Genomic DNA, 24,802 nt, shown 5'->3' with positions numbered 1-24,802 from the left:
AGGCAGGCCGTGGCGGCAGCGATCAGCGCGGCGGCGAGCAGCCAGAGTCGCGGGTGCGGCGCTGGGTTGGTCTGGGCGCGCGGGCGCAGGGTGGTGCCCAGGGCGTGGATTTCCCGGCACGCACGGTGCGCATCGTGATGCCGTACGCCGCGGGCGGGACCGGCGACGTGGTCGCGCGCATGGTAGCGGACGGCCTGGCCAAGGCATGGGGCAAGGCGGTTGTGTTGGACAACCGGCCAGGCGCCGGGGGCATGATCGGCGCGGACATGGTGGCCAAGGCGGAGCAGGCAGGGCCGGCTGGTGCGGGCGCCTGCCTGCCGCGCGTTTACTGGTAGGTCACTACCACCACGTACGCGTCCGGCGTGCCGCGTTGCCTGGCACGGGCGGGCTCGACGTCCAGCCTTGCCACGCCGATGCGGGCTTGCCCGGGCATCCGGGCAGGCGACAACGGCAACGGCGCCGAGACGATCTGCCCCGACGGCTGCTGGCAGCTCGCCTGCAACTGTCCGGCGGACGGACGGAAGCCGCAGGACGGATACGAGATTCCCCCAAGGAACGTAAGGGTGCCGGTATGCGCGGCAGCGGGGCCGATACCCGCGGCTGCCAGAACGCCCGCTGCGACCAGCCGGCCGGCAACGCCGGCGGCCTTCCTGCTGAGTTCGACCGTTTTCATGACTACCCCTCTCTCTTATTGTCAGCGTGGCCCCGAGACAGGGCGCCACTGAGAACCGGCACAGTGCAGGCCCACGGATCCGCGCGTGGGCCATATTCATCATAGCGACGGTTTCAGAACATTCTTAAGAGTTATGACACTTCTGTGACAATTGAGCCTGGGGACGGCCGCTGTCCTATCGCAGGATCAGCCGCGAGCGGGCAAAGCCTGCATGGGTGCGCAGCGCCTGCATCAGCTGGTCTGACGGCACGCGGTCGAGGTCGGTGACCACATAGCCGGTGTGGCCGCGCGTCTGCAGGTGCTGGCCGGTGATATTCACGCCTTCCTGCGCCAGCAGCGTGTTCAGTGCCGCCAGGGCGCCCGGCGCGTTGCCGTGCACATTGAGCAGCCGCGCCGGCGCGTGCAGCGGGCCGGGATCGACCTCGGGGAAGTTGACGGCGCCGATGGTGCCGCCGGTGGCCAGGAAGTGCGCCAGCTTGGCCGCCACTTCGGTGCCGATATTCTCCTGCGCCTCTTCGGTGCTGCCGCCCACGTGCGGGGTCAGCAGTACGTTGGGCAGGTTCTGCAGTTCGCTGACGAAGGGATCGTTGTTGGTCTTCGGCTCCTCCGGGAACACGTCGATGGCGGCGCCGCCCAGGCGCTTCTCGCGCAGCGCCGCGGCCAGCGCGGCAATGTCCACCACGCTGCCGCGCGAGGCATTGATCAGGATCGCGCCCGGCTTGCAGGCGGCCAGGATGCGCGCATCGATCATATTGCGCGTGCGCGGTGTGGCTGGCACATGCAGGGTCACCACTTCGGCCTGCGACACTGCCTCTTCCAGCGATCCCGCGGCGCGCGCGGAACCGTGCGAGAGTCGCGCCAGCACGTCGTAGTAGACCACGCGCATGCCCATCGATTCGGCCAGCACGCCTACCTGCGAGCCGATATTGCCGTAGCCGACGATGGCAATGGTCTTGCCGCGCGCCTCGAACGCGCCGGCGGCGCCCTTGGCCCACTTGCCGGCGTGTGCCAGGGCGTTCTTTTCCGGAATCCGGCGCAGCAGCATCACTGCTTCCGACACCACCAGCTCGGCCACCGAGCGGGTGTTGGAGAAGGGCGCGTTGAACACCGGGATGCCGGCCGTGGTGGCGGCTTCCAGGTCCACCTGCGAGGTCCCGATGCAGAAGCAGCCAATCGAGAGCAGCTCGGGCGCGCTGCGGATGTCGTCGGCGCGCAGGTGGGTGGCAGAGCGGATGCCGACCACGTCGTGGCTGGCCAGCACCTGGCGCAGTTCGGCACCGGCCAGGGCGCCGGTGCGGCGCTCGACCTGCAGGCCGGCTTCAGCCAGCCGGGCATTGGCGCTCTGGTGGATGTTCTCGAGCAGGATCGCAGTGGTCACGTTCGTTTCCGCATGGAGGGTTGGCGGCGCTTGCCGCATCGTCACCATTCTGCGCGCAAAAAAGCCCGTGGGCCGGGGAGCCCCTGCTGCCGGCAATGGCACCGGCTGCCTCGCTGGCGTCGCTTCAGCGCGAGCGGCGCGCGTCGCCGCCGAGCGGGTCGACGATGATCATGGTCTGGCGCAGCACGCCGGCGTCATCGAAGTAGCAGCTGAAATGCGCGGTCTGCAAGCCATCTTTGTACATGCGCCAGGACCAGGCTTCACGTTTCATCAGGGCGTAGTACTGGATGGGCTCGCGCGGCAGGCCAAAGTGCTCCTGCACGTCCTTCTTGGTCCAGGTCCCGACCTGGGCGCGGTAGATCTCCGTCTCGGTCAGCATCTGGCGATAGTTGGTGAGCTTGCCGCCGGCGTCGAAATCGGCGGCGTAGACCTCATGGCCAAGGGGCTGGCGCGACCAGATCCAGCGGCTGGTGCCGTCGGCGAGGCGGTAGGTCTCGGTGGGGGATCCGAATGTACTGCGTACGGCACTTTCCGGGCTGCCGATCATTCGCTTGCCGGTCTGTTCCGGCTGCAAGGTCGCACAGGCCCCGAGCGAGCCGAGCACGACAGCGGCGACGCACAGTTCGCCGATACACCGGGATGGCGTGCGGGATTGCATGGCGCTCTCCTGCGGACGAGATGCCCGCATCCGGCCATTCTCCGTCCGCCAGGCCGGCCCGTGCAACACCGGCTGGGGCGGGGGGCAGCCGGCCGCCGGTCAGTGCGGCGCCGGCGCTGGCTCAGCAGCGGCCTTTCTTGGCTTGTCCCGGCGGGCAGAAGGACTCGTTGCCGTACGGGTCGACGCGGCAGTTGCCCTTCTTTGCCTGCCCCGGCGGGCAGCCCTGGGGGCCGCTGCCGTAGGTGTCATAAGGGGCTACCACGCAGCCGCCCAGCAGTGCGCTGCAGGCGACCAGAAGGGCCAGAGCGGATTTCATCGCATTCTCCTTGTTGTGGGGGATTCCGTTTGCGACAGGAGAATAGATGGTGGCAGCGCCTTTGTCTGTAAGGAATAGTGAAAACGATCCGCTCAGGATGAATGCCGGCTACTTGCCCGCGGCGCTGGCGGGGCGCTTTCCGGCTGGCCCGGGCCGGCGCACCGCACGGATCTTGCCGCTGTTGCCGCCGCCGCAGAAGAACTGGTCGCCGCCATCGGACTCCAGCCCCGACACGCCCGCACCGGCCGGCATGGTGACCGATTCCAGCACCGCGCCCGATTGCGGGTCGATGCGCCGCAGCTCGCTCTGGTCACCTTCCCAGGTGCCGTGCCAGAGCTCGGCATCAACCCAGGTGACGCCGGTGACAAAGCGGTCGGACGTGATGGTGCGCAGGATCGCCCCCGTCTGCGGATCGACCTGGTGGATCTTCCGCTCCCGGTACTGGCCCACCCACAAGGTGCCTTCGGCCCAGGCAAGCCCCGAGTCGCCGCCGCCGCCCGGCGCGGGGATCGTGGCCAGCACGCGGCCGCTTTGCGGATCGATCTTCTGGATCCGGTCCTCGGCAATCTGGTACAGGTGCTGGCCGTCGAAAGCCGTTCCGGCATGGGCGGCGACATCGAGCGAGCGCAGTGTCCTGCCGGTGACCGGGTCCAGGGCATTGAGCTTGTCTCCGCTGGCAAACCAGACCCGCTGGCCGTCATAGCTGACACCGTGGACGTTCTCGACGCCGGGGAAGGGGCCATACTCGCGAAGCACTTCGGCTTGTGATCGTTTCATGCTGTGATCCTGTTGGCTTGGGGATGGCTACATGCTAGTCAACCGGCAGCGGCGAGGGGAGTAACAAGGTCGTCGTGAATCCCGGCACCGGCGGCGTCATCCAGCGGCGCGCGCGCCCGTGGCCAAGGGACTGGATCTTGCCCGCTGCCGCCAGCGTTTCCAGTGCCCGTTGCACCGAGCGCTGGCCGGCACCCAGCGCCAGCGCGAGCGCGGAACTGGACCATGACTCGCCATCGGCCAGCAAGGCGAGCACTGCTGCGTGCTTCTCTTCCACAGGCCGCGCCAGCACCACTACCTCGCGCGCGCGCTGCGGCACCAGTGCGAAGCCGCGCCCGGTTGCCGTGACGCCGGCAAATGCGCCAAGCACCGCCCGCAGCCGCCCGATCTCGACACGCAGCCGCGCGCGGTGCGAAGCATCGGCATGCCTGGTGCGGAAGGCGTGCGCGATCAGCGTGTCCCGGGGCACGTCGGCGGGCCAGGCCTCGGCCAGCGCGCGCGCCAGCGTGAACAACACCGGCCGCCTGGCGAGCGAGACCGCGGTGCCAGCGCAGCGCACGGCATAGCGGCACGCATCGACGACCAGCGCTTTCGATGCCAGCAGCGCTTCGACTTCCTCGAGCAGCAGCGGCCGTTCCTCGCCGCGCGCGATGCGGCGTGCCGCGGGGCTATGCAGCGCCAGGGCCGCGCTTTCTACCTCGGCGCGCAAGGATGGGATGCCGGCGCGCTGCGCCGCGTGCGCGGCCTGTGCCAGCGCGGCGCGCGCCGGCCGGGTCTGCACGCGCCGCATCGCGATGCCCGCCACGATCAGGGCATGGGTTGTGCGCAATGCGGGCGGGAAGGGGGTGGGGTCAAGCCCGGCAAGCGCCTGCTCGGCGTCGTCGATGCGGCCGATCAGCAGCAGCCGCCGTATCTCCAGATAGCGCGCATGGGCGGCGTTGACCCAGTCGCCGTGCGCTTCCAGGGTGGCGCGCGCGCTGTCCAGCGTCTTTGCGGGCCAGCCCAGGTCGCGCGAGACAAAGGCGATTTCGGTTTCGGCCACCACGCACCTGGCGCGCGCGACGGCTTCGCGCGGACCGAAGGCGCGCGCCGCGCTGCGCAACAGTGCCCGCGCGCGGATGAGGTCGCCAAGCTGCGCCATGGCGATGCCGCGCAGCGCCAGCGCCGGCGGATCGTCGCGCAGGGCAACCCGGTTCAGCGCGCCAAGCGGATCGCCCGCGGCGAGCGCTAGCGCCGCGGCGGCAATGCGTGAGTCCATCCGAATCCCGCCAGAAATCCCGCCACACTTGTCACTCCCACCGTTGGAAGCCGGCGCCTAATCTAGCACACGAACACCAACCAACGGAGGGATGCACGATGACCACACACAGCACCGGAACCCGTGAAGCCTGGCTGGCCGCGCGGCGCGAACTGCTCGAGGCCGAGAAGGATCTCACCCGACGCAGCGATGAACTGGCACGGCAGCGCCAGGCCTTGCCGTGGGTTCGAATCGACAAGCCCTACCGGTTCGAGACCGCGGCGGGCAGCGCCGCGCTGGCAGACTTGTTCCAGGGACGTTCGCAACTGCTGGTCTACCACTTCATGTTCGGCCCGGACTACCAGGCAGGTTGCCCGTCCTGCTCCGCGATTGCGGACGGGTTTGACGGCTTTGCCGTCCACCTGGCGCATCACGACGTCACGCTGGCCGCGGTGTCGCGGGCACCGTTGGCGAAATTGCTGGCGTACCAGCGGCGCATGGGCTGGACCTTCTCGTGGGCGTCGTCGCAGGGCAGCGACTTCAACACGGACTTCAGCGTCTGGTTCAGCGAAGCGCAACAGCGCCAGGGCGATATCGACTACAACTACCGGCGCGAGGCGGCATTCGCCTGGCGACCTGAACTGGAGGCCGGCGGCGCAGCGGCCGAGGCCCAGTTTGCTGCCATGTGCGGCACCGATGCCGCAACGTACCAGCGCGACCGGCCCGGCATGAGCGCCTTCGCGCTGGAAGATGGCGTTGTGTACCACACCTATTCCACCTATGCGCGCGGGATGGATGGCCTGTGGGGCATGTACCAGTGGCTGGACCGCGCGCCGCGCGGACGCAACGAGGCCGGGGTCTGGTGGCGCCGGCACGACGAGTACGAGCAGGGCTGAGGCAGGCCGTGTCCAGCGTACTCACCGCGCACAGGCCGGCGCGCTCACGCAGCGCCGGCCCGCGCCTTGCCTTCTTTGGCATCCTGGCCGTGCTATTCATCGCCGGCGTGGCGGCGACACTCGCCTGGCATGCGTCCATGCCCGCAATGGGCGCGACGCCGATGCCCGGCGGCTGGACCATGTCGATGGCGTGGATGCGGATGTGCGGCCAGACCTGGATCCGCACGGCAATGGCCTTCCTCGGCATGTGGTTCGCCATGATGGTGCCGATGATGCTGCCCTCGCTGGCACCGATGCTGTGGCGCTACCGCCAGGCGCTGGCGGCGGCAGGGCAGGTCCGCCCGGGCATGTCGACGGTACTGGCGGGCGCCGGCTACTTCTTCGTGTGGGGCATGGTGGGCCTCGCCGTTTTCCCGGTTGGCGCTGCGCTGGCAGCGATAGCCATGCAGGCGCAGGGCCTGGCGCGCGCGGCGCCGCTCGCTGCTGCGGTGGTCCTGGTGATAGCAGGCGTGCTGCAGTTCACCGCGTGGAAAGCACGGCAGCTTGCCTGCTGCGCCAGCGCAGCGGGCCGCACGCGCGCACTGCCGGCGGATGCCGGCTCGGCGTGGCGCCATGGCCTGCGGCTGGGCGCGCACTGCACCCGGTGCTGTGCGGGCTTGACCGCGGCATTGCTCGTCATGGGCGTGATGGACCTGCGCGTGATGGCAGCGGTGACATTGGCGATGACGCTCGAACGATGGAAGCCGGCGGGTGCGCACGTGACCAGGCTTGCGGTACGGCTCACCGGGGCCGTCCTGGTCGGCGTGGGCGTGGCTACGCTCGTGCAGGCAGGTTGGGGCGGATGACGGCAGGGTACTCGTGTCCTGTTCCGCAGATACCTTGCCATGAAATCGCCCAGTTGGCCGCCATGCGTCGTTGCTCGTCGTTGCCATAGCTACGGCTATGGCGCCTCCTCGCGCCTGGCCTGACGACCAACTGGACGACAAGCTATCTGCGGAACAGGACACTAGCCCAGCGCGACCGCGAACAGCGCCGCAATCAGCGGCCGCTCCTTGCGCACCGCCAGGCAGCACAGCGAATAATCGATCGACAGCAGCGGCTCGTCGACCGGCACCACCTGCAGGCCCGGCAGCGGGATGCATTCGATCTGCGTGACGAAGCTGATGCCCATGCCATTGGCCACTGCATGCAGGATGGCCTCGCGGCTGTTGATCTCCATCACGCAGTTCAGCGCCACGCCATGCTGTGCGCACGCGCGTTCAACCCGGAGCCGGGTCTTCGAGCCCGGCTCGCGCAGGATCACGGCTTCGCCGGCGACCTCCTGCACCGTGATCGAAGCGCGCGCGGCCAGCGGATGGCCGGCCGGCATCACGGCAACGATGCGCTCTTTCCGATACGGCGCGATATGCAGGCCATCGACCGGATCGGGCTCGGCCAGGATGCCGACGTCGATATCGAAATCCTGCAGGCCGCGCAGCACCGAGGCTTCCGAGCCGATGGTGACCGTCAGTTCCAGCGAAGCATGGGTGGAACGGAAACTACGCGCCAGCCCCAGCGCGATCGGCGGCGACACCGCGCCCACGCGCACCAGCCCGGTCTTGAGCTTGTGCGCGCTCTGCAGGAACTGCATGGCCTCTTCTTCCTGCCCGAACAAGCCCTGGGTGATGGCGTAGAGCCGCTCGCCGGTGTCGGTCAGGCGCACGGTGCGGCCCGCGCGCAGGAACAGCTCCACGCCGAAGCGCGTCTCCAGCGCCTTGACCTGGTCGGTCACGGTCGGCTGCCCGATATGCAGGTATTGCGCCGCGGCAGTGAAGCCGCCCGTCCGGGCGACCGCATGGAAGCAGCGGATCGACTTGTAGTACTGGTGGAACATGGGGTCTCGATGGGGGCTGGCCGCCGTTCTGCGCGGTGTGTGCGGCGAGTCTCCCACAGACGCGTGCCGTTGCGTACAGGGTTTCCCCGAGGCCGGCAGCGTGCCGGCGATCCATCGGTTTTGGCGCACCTCGCCGTCAAAGATGCGATTGGACCGGGGGTTTGGCGTCTCCCAAACTTCAGCCACCAGGAAACGCGGCTCAAGCTGCCGCCCAGGCTACCCAGAAAAGAAGTGAGGAGACCCCATGAACCATGCCTACCACAACCCCGTGTCGATCCATTGCGGGGCTGGCAGCCTTGACCGGCTCCCGGCCCTGCTGCACGGCCGGCGCGTCGTCGTCGTGACCTTTCCCGAAGCGCGTGCGCTGGGGCTGGTGGCGCGGCTTGAAGCCCTGCTGGGCGCAGACCTTGCCGGGCTGATCGAAGACGTGCAGCCGAACCCGGATGTCGCCCAGTTGTCCGGCCTGTACAACCGCTTCTGGGAAGACGCCGACGCCTGCGACGCCATCGTTGCGGTCGGTGGCGGCAGCGCGATCGATACCGCCAAGGCGTTGATGGTAGGGACCAGGTCGGGCCGGTTCGATTCGCTGATCAGCCTGCTGGCGACCGGCAAGGCGTTCACGCCGGCGCAGGTCAAGCCGCTGATCGCGGTGCCGACGACTGCCGGAACCGGCAGCGAAGTGACGCCCTGGGCCACCATCTGGGACGCCGCGAACCAGAAGAAGTACTCGCTTCACCTGCAGGCAACCTGGCCCGAAGCGGCCATCGTGGATGCGGAGCTGATGATGTCGGTGCCGCGGGGCACCACGATCTCCACCGGGCTCGATGCCCTGTCCCACGCGCTGGAATCGATCTGGAACGTCAACGCCAACCCGATTTCCGACACCTTCGCGATTTCGGCGGTGGAGGACATCTTCGACACCTTGCCGGAACTGGTGCGCAACCTGGACGACATTTGCCTGCGTGAGCGCATGGCGCTGGCCGCCCTCAAGGCCGGAATGGCGTTCTCCAATACCAAGACGGCACTTGCGCACTCCATCTCCTACGAAATGACGCTGCGCCATGGCCTGCCGCACGGCATCGCGTGCTCGTTCACGCTGCCGATGGTGCTTGAAAAGGCGTGGGCACGCCGGCCCGACCGCGACCGCACGCTGCAGCGGCTGTTCGGGCCGGTGCTGGGCGACGGGCAGCAGCGGCTGCGCGCCTTCCTGCAGGACCTGGGCGTGAAGACCGAGTTTGCCGACTACGGCGTCTCCGACGACGAGGCCGGCGCCATGATCGCGCGTGCGCTGGACGGCGCCCGGGGCAAGAACTTCATCGGCGCTGTGCCGGCCTAGTGGCACGACCCCCGGCCGACGGGTGCAGCCGGCCAACACGAGCCCGCAATACGGGCCGACAATACAAGAGGAGACAAAAATGGAAACTGCCGATCGCATCCAGGCAGGGGCGTTCGTCGCTCCGGCCGGGCATTCGTTCCGGCGCGCCCAGTGGCGCATGCTGCTGGCCGCGATGTTCTGCTACTTCTTCTTCTACACCGGGCGGCAAACCTTTGGCTTCGCCATTCCCGGCATCCAGCAGGAATTCGGGTTTTCCAAGGAAGCGCTGGGCTGGGCCTCCACCTGCCTGCTGTGGTGCTACGCCATCGGGCAGGCCATCAACGGCAACCTGGGCGACAAGTTCGGCGGCCGCCGCGTGATGACCGCCGGCGCGATCCTGTCGTGCGCCGCCAACTGGGTGGTCAGCTTCGCCGTCGGCTTCAAGAGCCTGGCGATTCCCTGGGGCATCAACGGCTACTTCCAGGCCCTTGGCTGGGCGCCCGGCAGCCGGCTGCTGTCGAACTGGTGGGGCGCCGAGGAACGCGGCAAAGTCTACGGCTTCTACGTGTTCGCGGCCGGCTGCGCCTCGGTGCTGTCGTTCGTCACCTCGATCGTGGTCGTGAACATCCTGCACCTGGACTGGCGCTGGATCTTCCGCCTGCCGGTGCTGCTGATGCTGGTGGGCGGCATCACCTTCTTCCTGATCGTGCGCGAGCGGCCGGAAGACCTTGGCTTCAAGTCGCCCGATACCGGCGTGGCCAAGGCCGAGGATGCGGAGAAGGCCACGGCAGTCGAGACCGATGCCGGCGAAAGCTCCTGGTCGCGCTACAAGGCCGTGCTGCGCAACCCGCGGCTGCTGGTCGCGGGCCTGTCGATCGGTTTCCAGAATGCCGCGCGCTATGGCCTGATCGTCTGGGTGCCGGTCCACTTCCTGGGCAAGAACTGGAAGAGCGCCGAGACCCTGATCGACCCGGCCTGGATCTCGGTGGCGCTGCCGGTGGGCATGGCCTTCGGCGCGCTGTCCAACGGCTGGATTTCCGACCGCCTGTTCGGCTCCAGCCGCAGCAAGGCCATCATGCTCTACATGGTGCTGGGTGCGATTGCCTCGATGATCATGTACCAGCTGCCCACGGGCATGGGCGCGATCGTCGCGCTGTTCCTTGCCGGCTTCTTCGTGTACGGCCCCGCCTCGTCCTTCTGGGCGCTGTGCCCGGACCTGGTCGGCGCCAGGCGGGCCGGCACCGCCACCGGCATCCTGAACTTCTTCTCGTACCTGCTCGCAGGCCTGGGCGAACCTCTGATCGGCCGCATCCTGGACCAGTCCGGCAATACCTCGCTGGTGTTCCCGATCGTGGCAACCAGCTGCATCATCAGCGCCGTGATCGCGGCCTTCATCCGCCGCTGAGCGCGCCGGGCCGGCAAGGCGCCGACCCGCCCGCGACGGCTGCATCTCCTTCCACCCACTGCTCAAGACCCGCGAGGGCAAGCTCATGACCGCATTGCAAGCCACCCCCGAAATCCGCCACGAAGCGCTGCGCATCGCCGGCGAGAAGATCTACCGCGAAGACGTGATCGAGGTGACCTATCCGTACACCGGCGAAGTCATCGCCACCGTGCCGAAGGCCACGCTCGACGACGTGCGCCGCGCCTACCGCATCGCGCGCGACTACCAGCCCACGCTGACGCGCTATGAACGCTACAAGATCCTGATGCGCGCGGGCGAGATCATCGCCTCGCGCCTGGATGAGATCTCGCGCACCATCACGCTGGAATCCGGCCTGTGCCGCAAGGATTCGCTGTACGAGGTGGGCCGCGCCTCTGACGTGCTGCTGTTTGCCGCCAACCAGGCGCTGGTCGACGACGGCCAGGTGTTCTCGTGCGACCTGACCCACCACGGCAAGAGCCGCAAGGTCTATACGCTGCGCGAGCCGCTGCTGGGCATGATCACCGCGATCACGCCGTTCAACCACCCGTTGAACCAGGTGATCCACAAGGTGGCGCCGTCGGTGGCCACCAACAACCGCATGGTGCTCAAGCCCAGCGAGAAGACGCCGCTGGCGGCCTACCTGCTGGCCGATATCCTGTATGAGGCCGGGCTGCCGCCGCAGATGCTGTCGGTCATCACCGGCGACCCGCGCGAGATCGCCGACGAGATGCTGACGCACCCGGACGTGGACCTGGTGACCTTCACCGGCGGCGTGCCGATCGGCAAGTACATCGCCGCCACGGCCACCTACAAGCGCCAGGTGCTGGAGCTGGGCGGCAACGACCCGATCATCGTGATGGAAGACGCCGACCTGGAAGAGGCCGCCACGCTGGCCGCCAGCGGCTCGTACAAGAACTCCGGGCAGCGCTGCACGGCGATCAAGCGCATGCTGGTGCATGAGTCGGTGGCGGACCGCTTTGTCGACCTGCTGGTGGCGAAGACCGAAGCGCTCAACTACGGCGATCCCATGGACCCGAAGGTGGACATGGGCACCGTCATCGACGAAGCCGCGGCGATCCAGTTCGAGGCGGTGGTCAATGAAGCGATTGCCGCCGGGGCCACGCTGCGCTACGGCAATATCCGGCGCGGCGCGCTGTATTCGCCGACGGTGCTCGATCATGTCGATCCCGAAATGACCGTGGCCAGGCATGAGACCTTCGGGCCGGTGTCGCCGGTGATCCGCTTCAGGGACATTGGAGATGCGATCCGCATCTCCAACGGCACCGCCTACGGCCTTTCGTCGTCGGTCTGCACCAACCGGCTCGACTACATCACGCGCTTTGTGCGGGAGCTGAAGGTCGGCAGCGTCAATGTGCGCGAGGTGCCGGGCTATCGCCTGGAGCTGACGCCGTTCGGCGGCATCAAGGACTCCGGACTGGGCTACAAGGAAGGCGTGCTGGAGGCGATGAAGAGCTTTACCAACACCAAGACATATTCGTTGCCTTGGTAGTTAGCGCCCGGTCCTGGCGGTCACGGACTAAGCAGGCGTTCCTGTGCGTGCGGCGTGCCATGGTTGCCGGCAGCCAGGAACGAAGTGTCTTCGCGCAGGGCGCCGGGCATGCCTGCCGGCGCGGCGCACAGCAGCGCGTTCATCTGGGACAGCTCGCGCAGGGTGTCCAGGTGCAGGGCGCTGGTTTCCACGCTTGCGGTACGGCGCTGCGCGACACGGGCAATGTGGCGGGCGGTGAAGCCCTCGGCGCGCGCCTGGAAGTCGCCGGCGCATTCGAGAAGCAACGCCGACGCTGCGCGGTCGTTGGCAACAAAGAGCGACATCCTGGTACGCAGGTTGGCCACCAGCATGTCGCATAGTTCCAGCAGTTCGGCGCTGCCCTCGGCCGAGAAGCAGAAGTTGCGGGCGAGCTTGCGCTGGTCCAGGTCGACCAGGATCCGTTCGACGATATCGCCCGCGTACTCCAGGTTGATATTGACCAGCATGATCGCATCCCAGCGTGCGGCATCCTCGCCGTCGAGGCTGCCGGCGTCGACGTCGGTCAGGTACATCTTGACGGACGAATAGAGGTCGTCGATGCGGTCGTCCAGCGCGCGGCAGCGGGCGTTCGCGGCGCGGTCGTTGCCCACGATCGAGAGCTTCATGCCATTGAGCATCTCCTCGATCACGTCGCCGATGCGCACGACCTCGCGCGTGGCATTGCCCAGCGCGACGGACGGGTGCCGCAGGTCGCCCTGGCTCAGGTAGCGCGCGCCGCCGGGCGCCGCGTCGTCGTGCGCATCAGGCAGCCATCGGGTGCAGAGGGCCGCCACCGGATTGACAAACCAGATCAGCGTTGCGGCCAGGGTCAGGTTGAAGGCCATGTGGAAGTCGATGGCCATGGTGCCGGCACTGCTGCCCAGGCGCGCCAGCAGCCAGGGGATGGCGTCAAGCAGCGGCAGGAATGCCAGTATCCCCACGAACCGGAAGATCAGGTTCGCGAGCGATACGCGCCGGGCAGCAGGCGCACTGCCGGAATTGGCCAGGCAGGCTATCAGTCCACTGCCCAGATTGGCGCCGAGCACCAGCGGCAAGGCGGTGGCAGGGCCGATGACACCACCCATGGCCAGCGTTGCAGTCAGCAGTACCGCGGCCAGGCTGGAGTACGCGAGCAACGTCACAAGGGCGCCGATCACCAGCGCCAGCAGTGCGTCGTTGCCAAGCGAGGTGAAGATGGCGCGCACGATCTCGGCGTGCAGCAGCGGCGCGGCGTAGAGGCGGATCAGCTGCAAGGCCAGCGTGATCAGCCCCAGTCCCACGATGACTTCGCCGGCCTGTCCGCGCAGGCTGGCCTTGCCGGACAGGCGCAGGGCAATGCCGATCACCAGCAGCAGTGGCGAGAGCCAGGAGATATCGACCGACAGCAAGCGTGCCATCAGGCTGGTGCCGACGTCGGCACCGAGCACGATCGGCAGTGCCGCCGGCAACGACACCAGGCCCCCTGCCACAAAGGCGCTGGTCATCAGCGCCGTCGCGCTGCTGCTCTGGATCAGCGCGGTCACGCCAAGCCCGGCCAGGAAGCCACGCGCGGGACTGGCCGTGCCCGCGGCCAGCACCAGCCGCAAGCGCGGCCCCAACAGCTCCAGCATGCCGTGGCGCGTCACATGCGCGCCCCAGATCAGCAGTGCGACCCCGGACATCAGGGAAAGCAGGATTTGCATGGCGCCGCCCCCTGGTGGTGGCTGTCTTCGCGGCCACCCTTATCTGCTTGTTGAGGAAGCGTGCCGGCCAGGCCGGCACACACCGGACTTAGTCCGCGTGGTTCAGCGCCAGCCGCAGGATGTCGAAATTGCGCAGCCGCTGGCCTGCGGGCGCAGTGACCTTGCGGTTGAACAGCAGCGGCACCTTCTGCTCGGACAGGCCGCCGTGCGAGCGCAGCGGGGCATCCAGGCCACTCAGGTCATGGCGCGCCGGCGTGGTGCCGAGCACGGTCAGGCGTTCGCTGACCACCACCAGGTCGCCGATGCGGTCGGGCGGCAGCTCGAAGCGCTCGCTGGCGGCGCGCTTGTCCAGCACCAGTTCGATCCCGGGCAGTGCGGCGATGGCTTCATGCACGGCCTGTTGATCGGTGCCGGCAGGCAGGTACACGGTCGCGTAGGAGCCCAGTGCGCCATGGTGGGCGACGTAGGGATCGGTGATCGGCAGCAGCACGCGCGTGGCGTCCGCGCCGAAACGCTCGTCCAGCACCTGCTGCAGGAACAGGATGTTGGCCTTGCCCAGCGAATCGGTCTTGGCATTCATGCCGTGGTCGGCGGTGACGCCGATGACCGCACCCAGCGCGTCCAGGCGCTGCAGGTAGCTGTCGATCATGGCGTAGAAGGCACTGGCCTGCGGCGTTCCCGGGGCATGCTTGTGCTGGATGTAGTCCGTGGTGGACAGGTACATCAGGTCGGGGCGGACGGTTTCCAGCAAGGCCACGCCGGCGGCGAACACGAACTCGGACAGGTCGGCGCTGTAGACCGAGGGCAGCGGCATGCCGACCTTGCGCAGCACGTCGTCGATGCCGTTGTCTTCGATGGTGGCCTGGTCGGCCTTCTCCGCCGAGAAGCAGATGCCCCTGAGGCCGTGGCCCAGCAACGCGCGCAGCTTGTCCTTGGCGGTGACCACCGCCACCGATGCGCCGGCCTGCGCTGCCGCGGCCAGCACGGTGGGGGCGCGCAGGTAGCGGGCGTCGTTCATCAGCACCTCGGCGCCGGCTTCGGTGTCGTAGAAGAAGTTGCCGCAGATGCCGTGCACCGACGGCGGCACGCCGGTCACGATCGACAGGTTGTTGGGGTTGGTGAACGATGGCACCACGCAATCGCCGGTCAGCACGGTACCGCGTTTGGCCAGGCTGGCGAAGAAGGGGGTGGCGCCCGCCTGCACGGCAAGGCTGATGTATTCCTGCTCGCAGCCGTCGATGCAGACGATGACGGTGGGGCGGGCGGGAAGCTGGTAGTGGTGGCCGTTGACCTGGATCTGGGTGCTCATGGCGTCTCTTGCGGAGGGATTGTGAATGGGATTTGCCTGAGACCCATGCTAAGTTAGGCGATAAGCTCTCACAATCGAGTTTATTTTCCAGATCCTGTCAGGAAATCTCACAATGCCGCACAAGCTGCCCCCGCTCAACGCCCTGCGCATCTTCGAGGTTGCCGCCCGCGCCGGCAGCTATTCGGCGGCCGCGCGCGAGCTGCACCTGACCCATGGCGCGGTCAGCCGGCAGATCGAGATCCTGGAGCAATGGCTGGGGCAGCCGCTGTTTATCCGCCAGGGCCAGCGCATGGTGCCGACTGTCCACGCGCAGGCGTTCGCGCGCGAGATCAGCACGGCGTTCGACCAGATCAGCGCCGCTTCCGAGCGCTATGGCCGCATCGCCACGCGCAAGGTGGTGCGGGTCAATGCCCCGGCAACCTTTGCCATGCGCTGGCTGATTCCGCGGCTGGATGACTTCCGGCGCCAGCAGCCGGAGGTCGATGTGCGTGTGTCGACCGCCTTCAGCAACGAGGCGGGATTCAACGGCACCTTTGACGTGGCGATACGGCGCACCCTCGAACGTGGCGAGCAGTTCGAGTCAGTGCCGATCTTTTCGGAGTACCAGACGGTGATCGCCAGTCCGGCGATACTGGAGCAGGTGCCGTTGCAGGGGGTAGAGGACCTGGTGGAGGGCGTCTTCCTCTATACGGAGACCCGGCCGGGAAGCTGGGAATCGTGGCTGCAGCAGGCGGGACATGCCTCGCTGCTGCCGGTGCGCACGCTGCGCTTCGACCATTTCTTTGTCACGCTGCAGGCGGTGGTGGACAGCCTTGGCTTTGCCATCGGCACCTTTCCGACCCTGGAAACGGACCGCGCGGGCGGGCGCATTGCGACGCCGTTTGCCGCTATCCGCGCACCGGGCAATACCTATCATGCGCTGGTGCCGCGCGATGCCGACAAGCCGCTGCATCTGCGCGCGTTCCTGGAGTGGCTGCAGCAGCAGGGGCAGGCGGCCGCGGCGACCTGAAGCGGCGCGCGCCGGGGAAGCGGGGTGAGGGTGGCGCGCGGCCCGCGCGATGCGGGCCTGCGCTGAGACGGGAGCTCAGGCCCCGTCGAGGAACGCGCTGCGCTGGCCCAGGCGCGAGCCGAGCGCATCGGGTGCCAGGCTCATGCTGGCGGGGTCCACGGCCGAGGCGGGGCTGCCTGCCATGGACGGGTCGGCGGCTGCCGGCGCCATGCCCGGCTGGGCCGCCTGTACCGGAGCCTGGGCATAGCTGCCGCCCGCTGCGGGTGCCACCTGGGCCGACGGCGCTGCCGACGGCATGGCTTGCGCGGGCTGGGCGGACTGCACCGGCTGAGTGGATTGCATCGGCTGCATCGGCTGCGTCATTGGCATCGGCTGGCTCGGCTGCAGGGGCTGAGCCTGCTGCGCAAACAGCGGGTAGGACGCGATCATCGCGCCAGCCACGACCAGGGATTTCGCCAGATGTTGCTTCATTCGTGTACCTCCTAGAACGCCTACAGGCAAGGGAACAGTCACTGTAGCGCCGCGGCACCTGACATTCTGTTTGATTTTGCAACGGTCGTTAACCAGCCTTGCCATCGCGGCCAGGGCAGGTTAATTGCGCGCGCGGCCTGCAAATCTTGCGCGGCCGTCAACGCCGGGCCAATCGCTTGAGCGCCGCGGGGTCCAGCAGTTCGATCTGGCGGTACTCGCGGCGGATCAGGCCCGCGTCTTCCCACGCCTGCAGGTACTTGGCCACGGTCTGGCGCGAGCGGTTGACCATGTCGCCAAGGTCCTCAGCGCTGATGCGCACGACATGGTCGGTGCGGTCGGCCAGTTCCAGCAGGCGCGCCGCCATGCGCGCGTCGATGGGCGCCTGCGCCGCGCTTTGCGCGTGGTCGAACGCTACGCGCAGGCGCGCGCAGATCTGCTGCACGATCAGCTGCATGCCTTCCGGATGCGCGGCCAGGATGCGGTGGAAGTCGCGCTGGCTCAGCACCATCAGTTCCGTGTTGCCGACGGCGAAGGCGTCGTGCGTGCGCGGCTTGCCGTCCAGCAGCGAGATCTCGCCGAACCAGCGGCCACGCCCGATCACCGAGTACACCGACTCGCGCCCGCCCGTGCTGACCCGGCTCATGCGCACCCGGCCCGACAGCACCATGCAGAAGTAGGTGGGCGGATCGCCGCGCGCGAAGATCATCTCGCCGTCGCCAAAGCGCAGGCGGCGTGCGGCGTTCGCCACGGCATCGAGCACGCCCGGCGGCGCATTGCGCAGCCAGCCGCTGGCCAGCACGCTGCGCGGCAGCGTGCGCACCGGCTCCACCGCTCTCGATCCACTCTTCACATCAGCCTTCACATCGCTCTCCTGCTGGAGCCGAGATTGTCCAATACTTAACAGACTTTGGCGCGGTGCGCCCGGACAATGCATCGATTCAATGACTCACATGCCCCGGGGAGGTGTACGCATATGGCGCAAATCCAGCTCGTCGATTCAATCAGGGACCGCGTCTCCGACGCCGAATGGCAGATGCGCGTGGACCTGGCGGCCGCGTACCGCCTGGTCGCCCACTTTGGCTGGGACGACCTGATCTTCACCCATATCTCGGCACGCGTGCTCGAAGCGCCGGACCAGTTCCTGATCAACCCGTACGGGATGATGTTCGACGAGATCACGGCATCGAGCCTGGTCAAGGTCGACCACGAAGGGCAGCCCGTGCTGGAAACGCCGTATGACGTCAACCCGGCCGGCTTCATCATCCACAGCGCCGTGCATGAGGCGCGCCCCGAAGTCGGCTGCGTGATGCACACGCATACCTCGCACGGCGTCGCCGTCTCGGCGCAGCAGGCGGGCCTGCTGCCGATCTCGCAGCAGTCGATGTTCGCGCTGACCGGGCTGGCGTACCACGACTATGAGGGCGTGGCGCTGCGCGAGGACGAAAAGGCGCGGCTGGTGGCCGACCTGGGCCGCTGCAAGCAGATGATCCTGCGCAACCATGGCCTGCTGACGTGCGGGCGCACGGTATCCGATGCTTTCCTGACCATGTACACGCTCGAGTCCGCCTGCCGCATCCAGATCCTGGCGCAAAGCGGCGGCACGCCGCTGACCATGGTGCCCGAAGCCGCCAGCGCCAACATGGGCCAGCAGGCGCGCCAGGCCACCAAGGGCAAGGGCTCCAACCTGGCCTGGCCGGGCCTGCTGCGCCGCCTCGACCGCATCAACCCTGACTACCGCAACTGACCATGGCCATCCTCGTTCACCTGCCGTCGTTCATGGCGGTTCCCATCACTGCCGCGCTGCGCGAAGCCGCGCCGGACATCACCGTGTGGAACGGCCGCGAGGCCGCCGTCGCGGAACAGGTCGAAGCCATCATCGCCTGGGGCCTGAAGCCCGGCGTGCTGCCGGCCTACCCTAAGCTGCGGCTGGTCTGCGCCGCCACCGCGGGCGTCGACAAGCTGCTGGCGGCGCCGGACCTGCCGCCTGGCATGCCGGTCACGCGCATCGTCGATCCCGGCCAGCAGACCGGCATCGCCCACTACGTGCTGGCGATGGCGCTGCGCCATACCCGCGCGCTCGGCCGGTACGCCGAACAGCAGCGCCGCGGCGAATGGAAGCGCCACCCGGGGCGCGATGTGTCGCGCTGCCGCGTGGGTGTGCTGGGGCTGGGCGAGATCGGCAGCGAGGTGGCGCGCATGTTTGCCGCCATCGGCTACCCGGTCAGCGGCTGGAGCCGCAGCGCCAAGCATCTGCCCGGCGTGACCGACTTCACCGGCGACGACGGGCTGGATACGATGCTGGCGCAGAGCGAGATCCTGGCCTGCACGCTGCCGCTGACGCCGCGCACCGAGGGCATGCTGAACCGCCAGACGCTGTCGCGGCTGCCCAAGGGGGCGTTCCTGATCAACGTCGGGCGTGGCGAGCATGTGGTCGAGCCCGACCTGGTCGCACTGATCGACGAAGGCCACCTTGCCGGCGCGGCGCTTGACGTGTTTGCCAAGGAGCCGCCCGCGGCGGACGATCCGGTCTGGAACCATCCCCGCATCGAGGCCACGCCGCATATCGCGGCCGACCCCTCGTACGAACTGGTGGCGCGGCAATGCATCGACAACCTGCGGCGCGCGCGCGACGGGCGTGAACTGTTGAACCAGGTGGACCGGCAGGCGGGCTACTGAGGGCCCGGCGTGCCGGTCCGTCCGGATGGCTATGTCACGCTCACATCGGCGGTGCCGGCCGCCACCTCCAGCAGCCGCGTGCTCGCCGTGGCAGGTAGCGCCGGAGCCGTGCCGCCTTCGAGCAGCTTGAGCGTATGGAAGGTGCAGCTCAGCTTCTCGGGCGTCAGGGTGACCAGCGCGTAGCCCTCGGCGTTGGAGTCGGCGTGGCGCAGCCACGCGTTGAAGGCGCGCAAGGTGGTGTCGAAGGTGTTCACCACCGCGCCGCCCACGTTGCTGTAGACCAGTTCACGCAGCGCGGCGAAGGCCTGGTCGTTGTCGACGATCGAGCGGAATGAACTGAGCAGGGAGTTGCTAGACAGACCGGCCGTGACCAGGTCCACCATCACCGGCGCTGGCGTCGGCGCATCGTAGTCGTCCATCACCTGGCCGGCAAAGAAGGCGTGGATATCGCCGCTCAGCGCCACCACATTGCGCACGCCGTTGTTCTTCAGGAACGCCATCAGGTTCTTGCGCTCGGCGTTGTAGCCATCCCACTGGTCGGCATTGAGGATAAAGCGGTCGAGCAGCGCGATGGCCGGCAACCGGCTTTCGATCAGCGGCTTGATGTTGGCATCGAACGCGGCGCTGTCGATGCCGACCTGCGCCAGTACATTGCGCAGCGCCGTGTAGGCCAGGTTGGCATAGGTGCCGGCGGTCTTGGCCGCGCGCAAGTCGTCGGCCAGCGCATTGGCAATGGCGCTCTCCAGCGAGGACAGGGCATTGTTGGCCAGCACCAGCGCCCTGGCGATCAGCCGCGCCACCGCCTGGATCACATCCACCTGCATGCGCAACAGCGACAGCTGGTTGGCCCACAGCTTCCACGTGGTGGCGTCGGCGCCGACGCGGTCCTGCCACCACGCGCGCTGCGCATCGCCCAGCATCGACACCGGTGTCAGCGTGCCGCCGGCGGCGGCAATCTTCTGCGCTTCGGCCGCGGCCAGTGTCTCGGCCGGGACGAAGTACAGCGCGCCGACTGCGCGGCCGGTGGTTTGCTCGGAGATGATGTGGTCGGCACGGTACAGGCGCTCGTCGGTCATCAGCAGGGTGGCGAGATTGCCGAAGGTGAACGAGCGATAGATCTGGATGTTCTGGAACGACGGGTTGTTGACGTCCAGGCTGACATCGGCCGGCATGAACTCGAACCACGCCTGGTTGGCAGCGCGCCGGCGCGCGGTGCGCGGCGTCAGGTCGTCGTCGGAGTCGTAGGTCTGCCGGTCCTGCCAGCAATTGTCGGCGAACTCATGGTCGTCCCAGATCGCAATCATCGGGAACGCGGCATGCAGGGCCTGCAGGCGCGCGTCGGTGCGATAGCTGCGGTACAGGTGGCGATAGTCGTCCAGCGTGGTGGCGTAGACGCTGCCGTCCGGCAGCGCGGTGCCATTGGGCAGCTGCAGCACGCCGTGGCGATCCTCCACATTGCCGGCGCGCGAGCCGCCCGGGACGGCCTCGTAGATGTAGTCGCCGACATGGACGATGAAGTCCAGCTCCTGCTGCGCCAGTTCTTCCATGCCGGCCCAGTGGTTGGCATTCCAGTCCTGGCAGCTGACAAAGGCGAAACGCAGCTGTGACAAGGGCGTGCCGGCCGCTGCCGCGGTGCGGGTGCGGCCGACGGTGCTGGGGCGGTTGCCCAGCAGGAAGCGGTAGTAGTAGCGGGTGCCGGGGCTCAGGCCCGTGACCTTGTTGCGGATGGTGTAGTCCCAGTCCGGCAGGGCCATCAGCGGTTGATTGACCAGCAGGCTCGGCGGCGGGAAATCAGGCTGCGTCGACACCTGCAGCCGCACCACCACCGGCCGCTTGCCGTTGCTGCCTTCCACCCGCGTCCATACCACCACGCTGTCGGGTTTGGGATCGCCCGAGGCGACGCCATGGACGAAATTGAAGTTCTCCGGATTGCCGGTGTCGGGTTCCGGGTCGTCGCCGCCGCCGCAGGCGCTCAGCCCGCCGGTGGCAACGGTGACGGTCAGGAAACTTCCCCACTTGAGAAACTGTCGGCGGTCCATGGCGCTCCTCCTGTGCTTGCGGTCTCGGTCCACGCAGCGCGCAGCCGTGCCCGGGATGCCGCGTGCGGCACCAGGATTCGTGGGGGCGTGCTGGTTGCTGAATGCATACTAGTGGCTGGCCTGCACGCTCGCCGTCGGTGAGGTTCCGACATCGATATAGGAGGAAGTCGACTGGTTCGTGCCGGCGCTGGCGCACCGCGCACCACCGTTGCTGGCGCGATCGGCAAGTCGGCATGCATTGCCTGCGACGCGGCCTAGACTGAAAGCAAAAGATTCGGACGCGAGGGCATCATGGCGTACGACAGCATCCTGGTCCATCTCGACGGCAACCGGCAGGCCATGCAGCGCTTGCAGGTTGCGGCACGCCTTGCCACCGCCAGCCAGTGTCCGCTGATCGGCCTGCTGGCCGGGCGCGTGCCAGACCCCAGCTGGTTCTACCGCATGAACAATGCCCAGCGCTGCCTGGCCGAAGACCAGGAGCGGCGCCGGCTGCAGCGCGAGAACATGCGTTGTGCCTTCGCGGCCGCCACGCGCGAGCTGGCGGTTGCCTGCGACTGGCGCACCGTCGAGCGCGATCCGGTGCCACTGGCGCTGCGCGAGGCGCGCGAGGCCGGCCTGATCGTCTCCGGCCAGTATGACGCCGACAACGCTGAAGGCCCGGTGGCGCGGCAGTTGTTGGAGGCGCTGCTGCTTGAGAGCGGCCGGCCGGCGCTGGTGGTGCCCTGTTCCGGCGCTTTCGCCACCGTGGGCACACGCGTGCTGGTGGCCTGGAACGGCAGCCGCGAGGCCGCGCGTGCCTTGCACGACGCGCTGCCGCTGATGGCCGGGGCACGCGCGCGGGTGCTGGGCGCCCATGCCGCCAGGGAGCCGCGTGCCGATGCCACTCCGGTCAGCCACGCCGTGCACGTGCTGGAGCGACAGGGTGTGGCAGTTGAGGTGGAGCACGGCCCGGGCGGTGGCGACCTGGCCATCGGTGAGCTGATCCTGTCGCGAGCGTCGGACTTTGGTGCCGACCTGATCGTGATGGGCGCCTACGGCCACGGCCGGCTGCGCGAGCTGGTGCTGGGCGGCGTGACCAGGGTGGTGCTGGAGTCGATGACGGTGCCGGTGCTGTTCTCGCACTGAAGCGCAGCGCCACGATTCCGGCAAGCCGCGCCAGAACAGCGTCCCCTGGTGGTCTTCAGTCGACCGTGATGTGGTTGGCCTGGATCACCTTGCCCCACACGCCCACGTCGTCGCGCACGGTCTGCGCGAACTGCTCGGCACTCCTGGCGGGCGCCATGCCCATGTTCAGCTGCAGGAAGCGCTCGCGCATGGGCGCGTCAGCCAGCAGGCGGGTCACTTCCGCATTGAGCCGCTGCACGATGGCGGCACTGGTGCCGGCCGGCGCGAACAGGCCATACCAGCTGTCGGTATCGAACGGGTAACCTTGTTCGGTCATGGTCGGCACGTCCGGCGTGGCCGGCGCGCGGCGCGTGCCGCTGATGGCCAGCGCGCGCAGCTTGCCGGCGCGGATCAGCGGCAGCGACGACGAGGTATCGACAAAGGCCACCTTGACCACGCCGCCCTGCATGTCGGTCAGGATCTGCGCCACGCCCTTGTACGGCACGTGGCGCAGCTTCATGCCGGTCTGCATCTTGAGGGCTTCCATGGTCAGGTGGCCGCCCGAGCCGATGCCCCATGAGCCGTAGTCGTATGCATCCGGGCGCTTGAGCACGTGGGCGACGAACTCCTTGAGCGTGCGCGCCGGGAAGTCCGGCGTCACCACCAGGAAATTGCCGCCCGCGCCGACCTGCGCCACCGGCAACAGGTCGCGCAGGCCGTCATAGGGCAGCCTGGGCTGCAGGGTCTGGTTGATCACCACCGTGGCGGCATAGGTGAACAGCAGCGTGTAGCCGTCGGGGCTGGCCTTGGCCACGGTATCGTTGCCGATGATGCCGGTCGCGCCGGGCTTGTTGTCGACCACGATGGTCTGGCCCAGCGCCTTGCCGAGCGATGCGGCCAGCGCGCGCGCGAACAGGTCGGTGCCGCCGCCGGGCGGGGCCGGCACCACCAGCCGGATGGGCTTGGCGGGCCAGGCATTGCTGGCGCACAGCGGGCCGGCCGCCGCGCCAAGACCGAGTGCGGCAAGCGCGCGCAGCACGTCGCGCCGGCGCGCGTTGCCAGGCAGTTCCGTCGGAACCGGGTTCATTGCTTGTGCCATGGCGTCTCCCTAGTGCATGCCGAAGTTGTCCGCCGCGTCGCTTTCCAGCGCGTCGGCGGCCGCGCCATACAGGCTGCGCGACACATAGCTGCGGACCTGCGTGGCGCGCTGGCGCAGCCAGGCGGCCTTGAGCTGGCGGGCCTCGCGCACGGTGGGCGTTTCATCGGGCGCCAGCGCCAGCACGTCGATCACGTGCAGCGCCAGCTGCGTGTTGCCGCGTGCGGCCAGGGCCTGGGCGTGGCGGATCAGTGCGCCGTGATCGGCGACGGCCGCGGCGATCTCGGCCGCCGCCCGCTGCGGCGCGGCCGGATGCAGCGTGGTGGCATTGCGGTCCCACCAGCCGTTCTCCGAGCGGTAGATGTCGCGCGCGATGTAGCTGGGGTCGCCATAGGTGGGGCGCATCCAGGGCTGGTCGAACAGCTCAGCCGGCGGCTTGAGCGCGGCCAGCACCTGGCGTTCATTGCAGCCGGCGTTCATCAGCCGCACCACCTCCGCGCGCAGCCAGCGCAAGGCCCTGGCGGTCTGGCACAGCACGCGCTGGCATTCTTCCTCGCCCTGCAGCGTGGCGCCGAACTCTCGCACCACGGTGCGCGGCTGCAGGCCGGCCAAACGTTCCAGCGTATCGGCCCAGCGCACGGTGTCGCGCATGGTGCGGAAGGGGGTGCCGATGTTCGGGATCGAATCGATCACCGCGGGGCCGCCGTACAGCAGGCGCCGGCCCGGCAGCCAGACCGCCACGGCGTCGTCGGTCTCGGACGGTGCCCACAGGATTTCCGCGCGCCGCTCGCCCCGGCCCAGCGTCAGGCCATCGGCAAAGGTCTCGGTGGGTTCGATGTGGACCAGCTTTCCCGCCAGCGCGCCGGCCGGCTGGCGGAACTGGATCTCCGCCATGCGCTCCTGCATGCGCTGGGTCTCGCGGTAGCGCGCCTGCCGCGCCAGCACATTGACGTGGGCCAGCACCCGCGGCGCGGGCTCGCCGCGCGCGGCGGCGTGGTCCAGCCATTGCTGCAGGCCGGCGTTGTAGCCCATATGGCCGTGGCTGTAGCAGATGGCCAGCACCGGCAGCCCGGTCTGCGTGCGCAGCGCCTCGATCATGCCGCGCGTGACGCGCCCGCCGGGGCCGCTGTCGACCACCAGCAGGCCGCCGCCCACGTCGGCGACAAAGCTCTGCCCTTGTCCGTGCAGCAGCCACACGCCGTCGCCGACGCTTTCGATTCCGGTGCCAGTGACCAGTGCCGCCGGCCGGTCCTCAATGTCCTGCATGCTTGCCTCCTCTGCGAACCAGGTCGCGTCCAGCGCAACTGTCACGCAAGAAGGGGCATCCCGGGGATTGGGGAAA

General features: G+C 68.3%; 24 protein-coding genes. 10 read left to right on the top strand and 14 right to left on the bottom strand.

Annotated features, from left to right (window positions below; translation table 11 throughout):
• The first annotated feature begins 53 nt into the window (after positions 1–53).
• Complete coding sequence (locus AC3WLE_RS22550; protein WP_492319114.1) at positions 54–335, top strand: tripartite tricarboxylate transporter substrate-binding protein; 282 nt, start codon at positions 54–56, stop codon at positions 333–335.
• On the opposite strand, the gene AC3WLE_RS22545 is transcribed toward AC3WLE_RS22550, so the two are convergent.
• The 6 genes from AC3WLE_RS22545 to AC3WLE_RS22520 form a co-directional block, all read right to left on the bottom strand.
• Entirely contained in the window at positions 326–673 is a 348-nt protein-coding gene (locus tag AC3WLE_RS22545; protein ID WP_492319115.1) for a hypothetical protein, read from the bottom strand. The genes AC3WLE_RS22550 and AC3WLE_RS22545 overlap by 10 nt on opposite strands.
• 175 nt (positions 674–848) lie before the next feature.
• The gene (serA, locus tag AC3WLE_RS22540) at positions 849–2,099 is read right to left on the bottom strand and encodes a phosphoglycerate dehydrogenase (protein WP_492319116.1); all 1,251 of its coding nucleotides are present in this window, start codon (positions 2,097–2,099) and stop codon (positions 849–851) included.
• Between the two features lie 76 nt (positions 2,100–2,175).
• Entirely contained in the window at positions 2,176–2,709 is a 534-nt protein-coding gene (locus AC3WLE_RS22535) for a hypothetical protein (protein ID WP_492319117.1), read from the bottom strand.
• 121 nt (positions 2,710–2,830) lie between these two features.
• The gene (locus tag AC3WLE_RS22530; RefSeq protein ID WP_010813486.1) at positions 2,831–3,025 is read right to left on the bottom strand and encodes a lipoprotein; all 195 of its coding nucleotides are present in this window, start codon (positions 3,023–3,025) and stop codon (positions 2,831–2,833) included.
• Between the two features lie 108 nt (positions 3,026–3,133).
• The gene (locus tag AC3WLE_RS22525; RefSeq protein WP_492356449.1) at positions 3,134–3,802 is read right to left on the bottom strand and encodes a Vgb family protein; all 669 of its coding nucleotides are present in this window, start codon (positions 3,800–3,802) and stop codon (positions 3,134–3,136) included.
• Between the two features lie 34 nt (positions 3,803–3,836).
• Entirely contained in the window at positions 3,837–5,057 is a 1,221-nt protein-coding gene (locus AC3WLE_RS22520) for a helix-turn-helix domain-containing protein (RefSeq protein ID WP_492350964.1), read from the bottom strand.
• 98 nt (positions 5,058–5,155) lie between these two features.
• Between AC3WLE_RS22520 and AC3WLE_RS22515 the strand changes: the two genes are divergently transcribed.
• A complete protein-coding gene (locus AC3WLE_RS22515) occupies positions 5,156–5,932 on the top strand; it encodes a DUF899 domain-containing protein (protein WP_492356448.1) in 777 nt (258 codons plus the stop codon).
• Positions 5,933–5,940: 8 nt separating this feature from the next.
• Entirely contained in the window at positions 5,941–6,777 is an 837-nt protein-coding gene (locus AC3WLE_RS22510) for a DUF2182 domain-containing protein (RefSeq protein WP_492356447.1), read from the top strand.
• A 161-nt stretch (positions 6,778–6,938) separates the two neighbouring features.
• On the opposite strand, the gene AC3WLE_RS22505 is transcribed toward AC3WLE_RS22510, so the two are convergent.
• Positions 6,939–7,805: a LysR substrate-binding domain-containing protein gene (locus tag AC3WLE_RS22505; protein ID WP_492356446.1), complete on the bottom strand. Its 867-nt coding sequence runs from the start codon at positions 7,803–7,805 to the stop codon at positions 6,939–6,941.
• Positions 7,806–8,049: 244 nt separating this feature from the next.
• On the opposite strand from AC3WLE_RS22505, the gene psrA reads away from it, so the two are divergent.
• The 3 genes from psrA (at position 8,050) to phnY (ending at position 12,056) form a co-directional block, all read left to right on the top strand.
• Entirely contained in the window at positions 8,050–9,141 is a 1,092-nt protein-coding gene (gene psrA / locus AC3WLE_RS22500) for an iron-containing alcohol dehydrogenase PsrA (protein ID WP_492356445.1), read from the top strand.
• 79 nt (positions 9,142–9,220) lie between these two features.
• On the top strand, positions 9,221–10,525 hold the full coding sequence (locus AC3WLE_RS22495) for an MFS transporter (protein ID WP_492356444.1): 1,305 nt from the start codon (positions 9,221–9,223) through the stop codon (positions 10,523–10,525).
• Positions 10,526–10,610: 85 nt separating this feature from the next.
• Complete coding sequence (phnY, locus tag AC3WLE_RS22490; protein ID WP_492356443.1) at positions 10,611–12,056, top strand: phosphonoacetaldehyde dehydrogenase; 1,446 nt, start codon at positions 10,611–10,613, stop codon at positions 12,054–12,056.
• Between the two features lie 20 nt (positions 12,057–12,076).
• Here phnY and AC3WLE_RS22485 read toward each other — a convergent pair whose 3' ends face one another.
• Both AC3WLE_RS22485 and phnA read right to left on the bottom strand, forming a co-directional pair.
• The gene (locus AC3WLE_RS22485; RefSeq protein ID WP_492356442.1) at positions 12,077–13,756 is read right to left on the bottom strand and encodes a Na/Pi cotransporter family protein; all 1,680 of its coding nucleotides are present in this window, start codon (positions 13,754–13,756) and stop codon (positions 12,077–12,079) included.
• Between the two features lie 88 nt (positions 13,757–13,844).
• Positions 13,845–15,065: a phosphonoacetate hydrolase gene (gene phnA, locus AC3WLE_RS22480; RefSeq protein ID WP_492356441.1), complete on the bottom strand. Its 1,221-nt coding sequence runs from the start codon at positions 15,063–15,065 to the stop codon at positions 13,845–13,847.
• Between the two features lie 112 nt (positions 15,066–15,177).
• On the opposite strand from phnA, the gene AC3WLE_RS22475 reads away from it, so the two are divergent.
• Positions 15,178–16,074 carry a LysR substrate-binding domain-containing protein gene (locus AC3WLE_RS22475; RefSeq protein ID WP_492319128.1) on the top strand — a complete coding sequence of 299 codons (897 nt, stop codon included), beginning with the start codon at positions 15,178–15,180 and terminating at the stop codon, positions 16,072–16,074.
• A 75-nt stretch (positions 16,075–16,149) separates the two neighbouring features.
• Here AC3WLE_RS22475 and AC3WLE_RS22470 read toward each other — a convergent pair whose 3' ends face one another.
• Positions 16,150–16,545 carry a hypothetical protein gene (locus AC3WLE_RS22470; RefSeq protein ID WP_492319129.1) on the bottom strand — a complete coding sequence of 132 codons (396 nt, stop codon included), beginning with the start codon at positions 16,543–16,545 and terminating at the stop codon, positions 16,150–16,152.
• A 157-nt stretch (positions 16,546–16,702) separates the two neighbouring features.
• A complete protein-coding gene (locus tag AC3WLE_RS22465; protein WP_492319130.1) occupies positions 16,703–17,407 on the bottom strand; it encodes a Crp/Fnr family transcriptional regulator in 705 nt (234 codons plus the stop codon).
• A 111-nt stretch (positions 17,408–17,518) separates the two neighbouring features.
• Here AC3WLE_RS22465 and AC3WLE_RS22460 point away from each other — a divergent pair, with 111 nt between their 5' ends.
• Positions 17,519–18,289, top strand: coding sequence for a class II aldolase/adducin family protein (locus AC3WLE_RS22460; RefSeq protein WP_492356440.1), 771 nt, complete (start codon positions 17,519–17,521; stop codon positions 18,287–18,289).
• A gap of 2 nt (positions 18,290–18,291) precedes the next feature.
• Positions 18,292–19,221: a 2-hydroxyacid dehydrogenase gene (locus AC3WLE_RS22455; protein WP_492356439.1), complete on the top strand. Its 930-nt coding sequence runs from the start codon at positions 18,292–18,294 to the stop codon at positions 19,219–19,221.
• A gap of 29 nt (positions 19,222–19,250) precedes the next feature.
• Here AC3WLE_RS22455 and AC3WLE_RS22450 read toward each other — a convergent pair whose 3' ends face one another.
• Entirely contained in the window at positions 19,251–21,260 is a 2,010-nt protein-coding gene (locus AC3WLE_RS22450) for an alkaline phosphatase D family protein (protein WP_492340459.1), read from the bottom strand.
• Positions 21,261–21,551: 291 nt separating this feature from the next.
• Between AC3WLE_RS22450 and AC3WLE_RS22445 the strand changes: the two genes are divergently transcribed.
• A complete protein-coding gene (locus AC3WLE_RS22445) occupies positions 21,552–22,385 on the top strand; it encodes a universal stress protein (RefSeq protein WP_010813371.1) in 834 nt (277 codons plus the stop codon).
• Positions 22,386–22,440: 55 nt separating this feature from the next.
• On the opposite strand, the gene AC3WLE_RS22440 is transcribed toward AC3WLE_RS22445, so the two are convergent.
• Positions 22,441–23,463 (bottom strand): Bug family tripartite tricarboxylate transporter substrate binding protein, encoded by a 1,023-nt coding sequence (locus AC3WLE_RS22440; protein ID WP_492356438.1) that lies wholly within the window; start codon positions 23,461–23,463, stop codon positions 22,441–22,443.
• A 9-nt stretch (positions 23,464–23,472) separates the two neighbouring features.
• Positions 23,473–24,726: an alkyl sulfatase dimerization domain-containing protein gene (locus tag AC3WLE_RS22435; RefSeq protein WP_492356437.1), complete on the bottom strand. Its 1,254-nt coding sequence runs from the start codon at positions 24,724–24,726 to the stop codon at positions 23,473–23,475.
• Positions 24,727–24,802 lie beyond the last annotated feature (76 nt).

The organism is Cupriavidus sp. FW306-1B-F12B, from assembly GCF_058781795.1.
The sequence above is the reverse complement of the archived record's forward strand: the minus strand, read 5'-3'. Positions and strand labels throughout refer to the sequence as shown.

Coding starts and splice junctions, on each gene's coding strand:
- AC3WLE_RS22525 (WP_492356449.1), bottom strand. CDS start 3,802: ATGAAACGATCACAAGCCGAAGTGCTTCGCGAGTATGGCCCCTTCCCC.
- AC3WLE_RS22545 (WP_492319115.1), bottom strand. CDS start 673: ATGAAAACGGTCGAACTCAGCAGGAAGGCCGCCGGCGTTGCCGGCCGG.
- AC3WLE_RS22460 (WP_492356440.1), top strand. CDS start 17,519: ATGGCGCAAATCCAGCTCGTCGATTCAATCAGGGACCGCGTCTCCGAC.
- AC3WLE_RS22435 (WP_492356437.1), bottom strand. CDS start 24,726: ATGCAGGACATTGAGGACCGGCCGGCGGCACTGGTCACTGGCACCGGA.
- AC3WLE_RS22520 (WP_492350964.1), bottom strand. CDS start 5,057: ATGGACTCACGCATTGCCGCCGCGGCGCTAGCGCTCGCCGCGGGCGAT.
- AC3WLE_RS22535 (WP_492319117.1), bottom strand. CDS start 2,709: ATGCAATCCCGCACGCCATCCCGGTGTATCGGCGAACTGTGCGTCGCC.
- AC3WLE_RS22450 (WP_492340459.1), bottom strand. CDS start 21,260: ATGGACCGCCGACAGTTTCTCAAGTGGGGAAGTTTCCTGACCGTCACC.
- psrA (WP_492356445.1), top strand. CDS start 8,050: ATGAACCATGCCTACCACAACCCCGTGTCGATCCATTGCGGGGCTGGC.
- AC3WLE_RS22445 (WP_010813371.1), top strand. CDS start 21,552: ATGGCGTACGACAGCATCCTGGTCCATCTCGACGGCAACCGGCAGGCC.
- phnA (WP_492356441.1), bottom strand. CDS start 15,065: ATGAGCACCCAGATCCAGGTCAACGGCCACCACTACCAGCTTCCCGCC.
- AC3WLE_RS22515 (WP_492356448.1), top strand. CDS start 5,156: ATGACCACACACAGCACCGGAACCCGTGAAGCCTGGCTGGCCGCGCGG.
- AC3WLE_RS22470 (WP_492319129.1), bottom strand. CDS start 16,545: ATGAAGCAACATCTGGCGAAATCCCTGGTCGTGGCTGGCGCGATGATC.
- AC3WLE_RS22455 (WP_492356439.1), top strand. CDS start 18,292: ATGGCCATCCTCGTTCACCTGCCGTCGTTCATGGCGGTTCCCATCACT.
- AC3WLE_RS22530 (WP_010813486.1), bottom strand. CDS start 3,025: ATGAAATCCGCTCTGGCCCTTCTGGTCGCCTGCAGCGCACTGCTGGGC.
- phnY (WP_492356443.1), top strand. CDS start 10,611: ATGACCGCATTGCAAGCCACCCCCGAAATCCGCCACGAAGCGCTGCGC.
- AC3WLE_RS22495 (WP_492356444.1), top strand. CDS start 9,221: ATGGAAACTGCCGATCGCATCCAGGCAGGGGCGTTCGTCGCTCCGGCC.
- AC3WLE_RS22440 (WP_492356438.1), bottom strand. CDS start 23,463: ATGGCACAAGCAATGAACCCGGTTCCGACGGAACTGCCTGGCAACGCG.
- AC3WLE_RS22485 (WP_492356442.1), bottom strand. CDS start 13,756: ATGCAAATCCTGCTTTCCCTGATGTCCGGGGTCGCACTGCTGATCTGG.
- AC3WLE_RS22505 (WP_492356446.1), bottom strand. CDS start 7,805: ATGTTCCACCAGTACTACAAGTCGATCCGCTGCTTCCATGCGGTCGCC.
- AC3WLE_RS22475 (WP_492319128.1), top strand. CDS start 15,178: ATGCCGCACAAGCTGCCCCCGCTCAACGCCCTGCGCATCTTCGAGGTT.
- serA (WP_492319116.1), bottom strand. CDS start 2,099: ATGGTGACGATGCGGCAAGCGCCGCCAACCCTCCATGCGGAAACGAAC.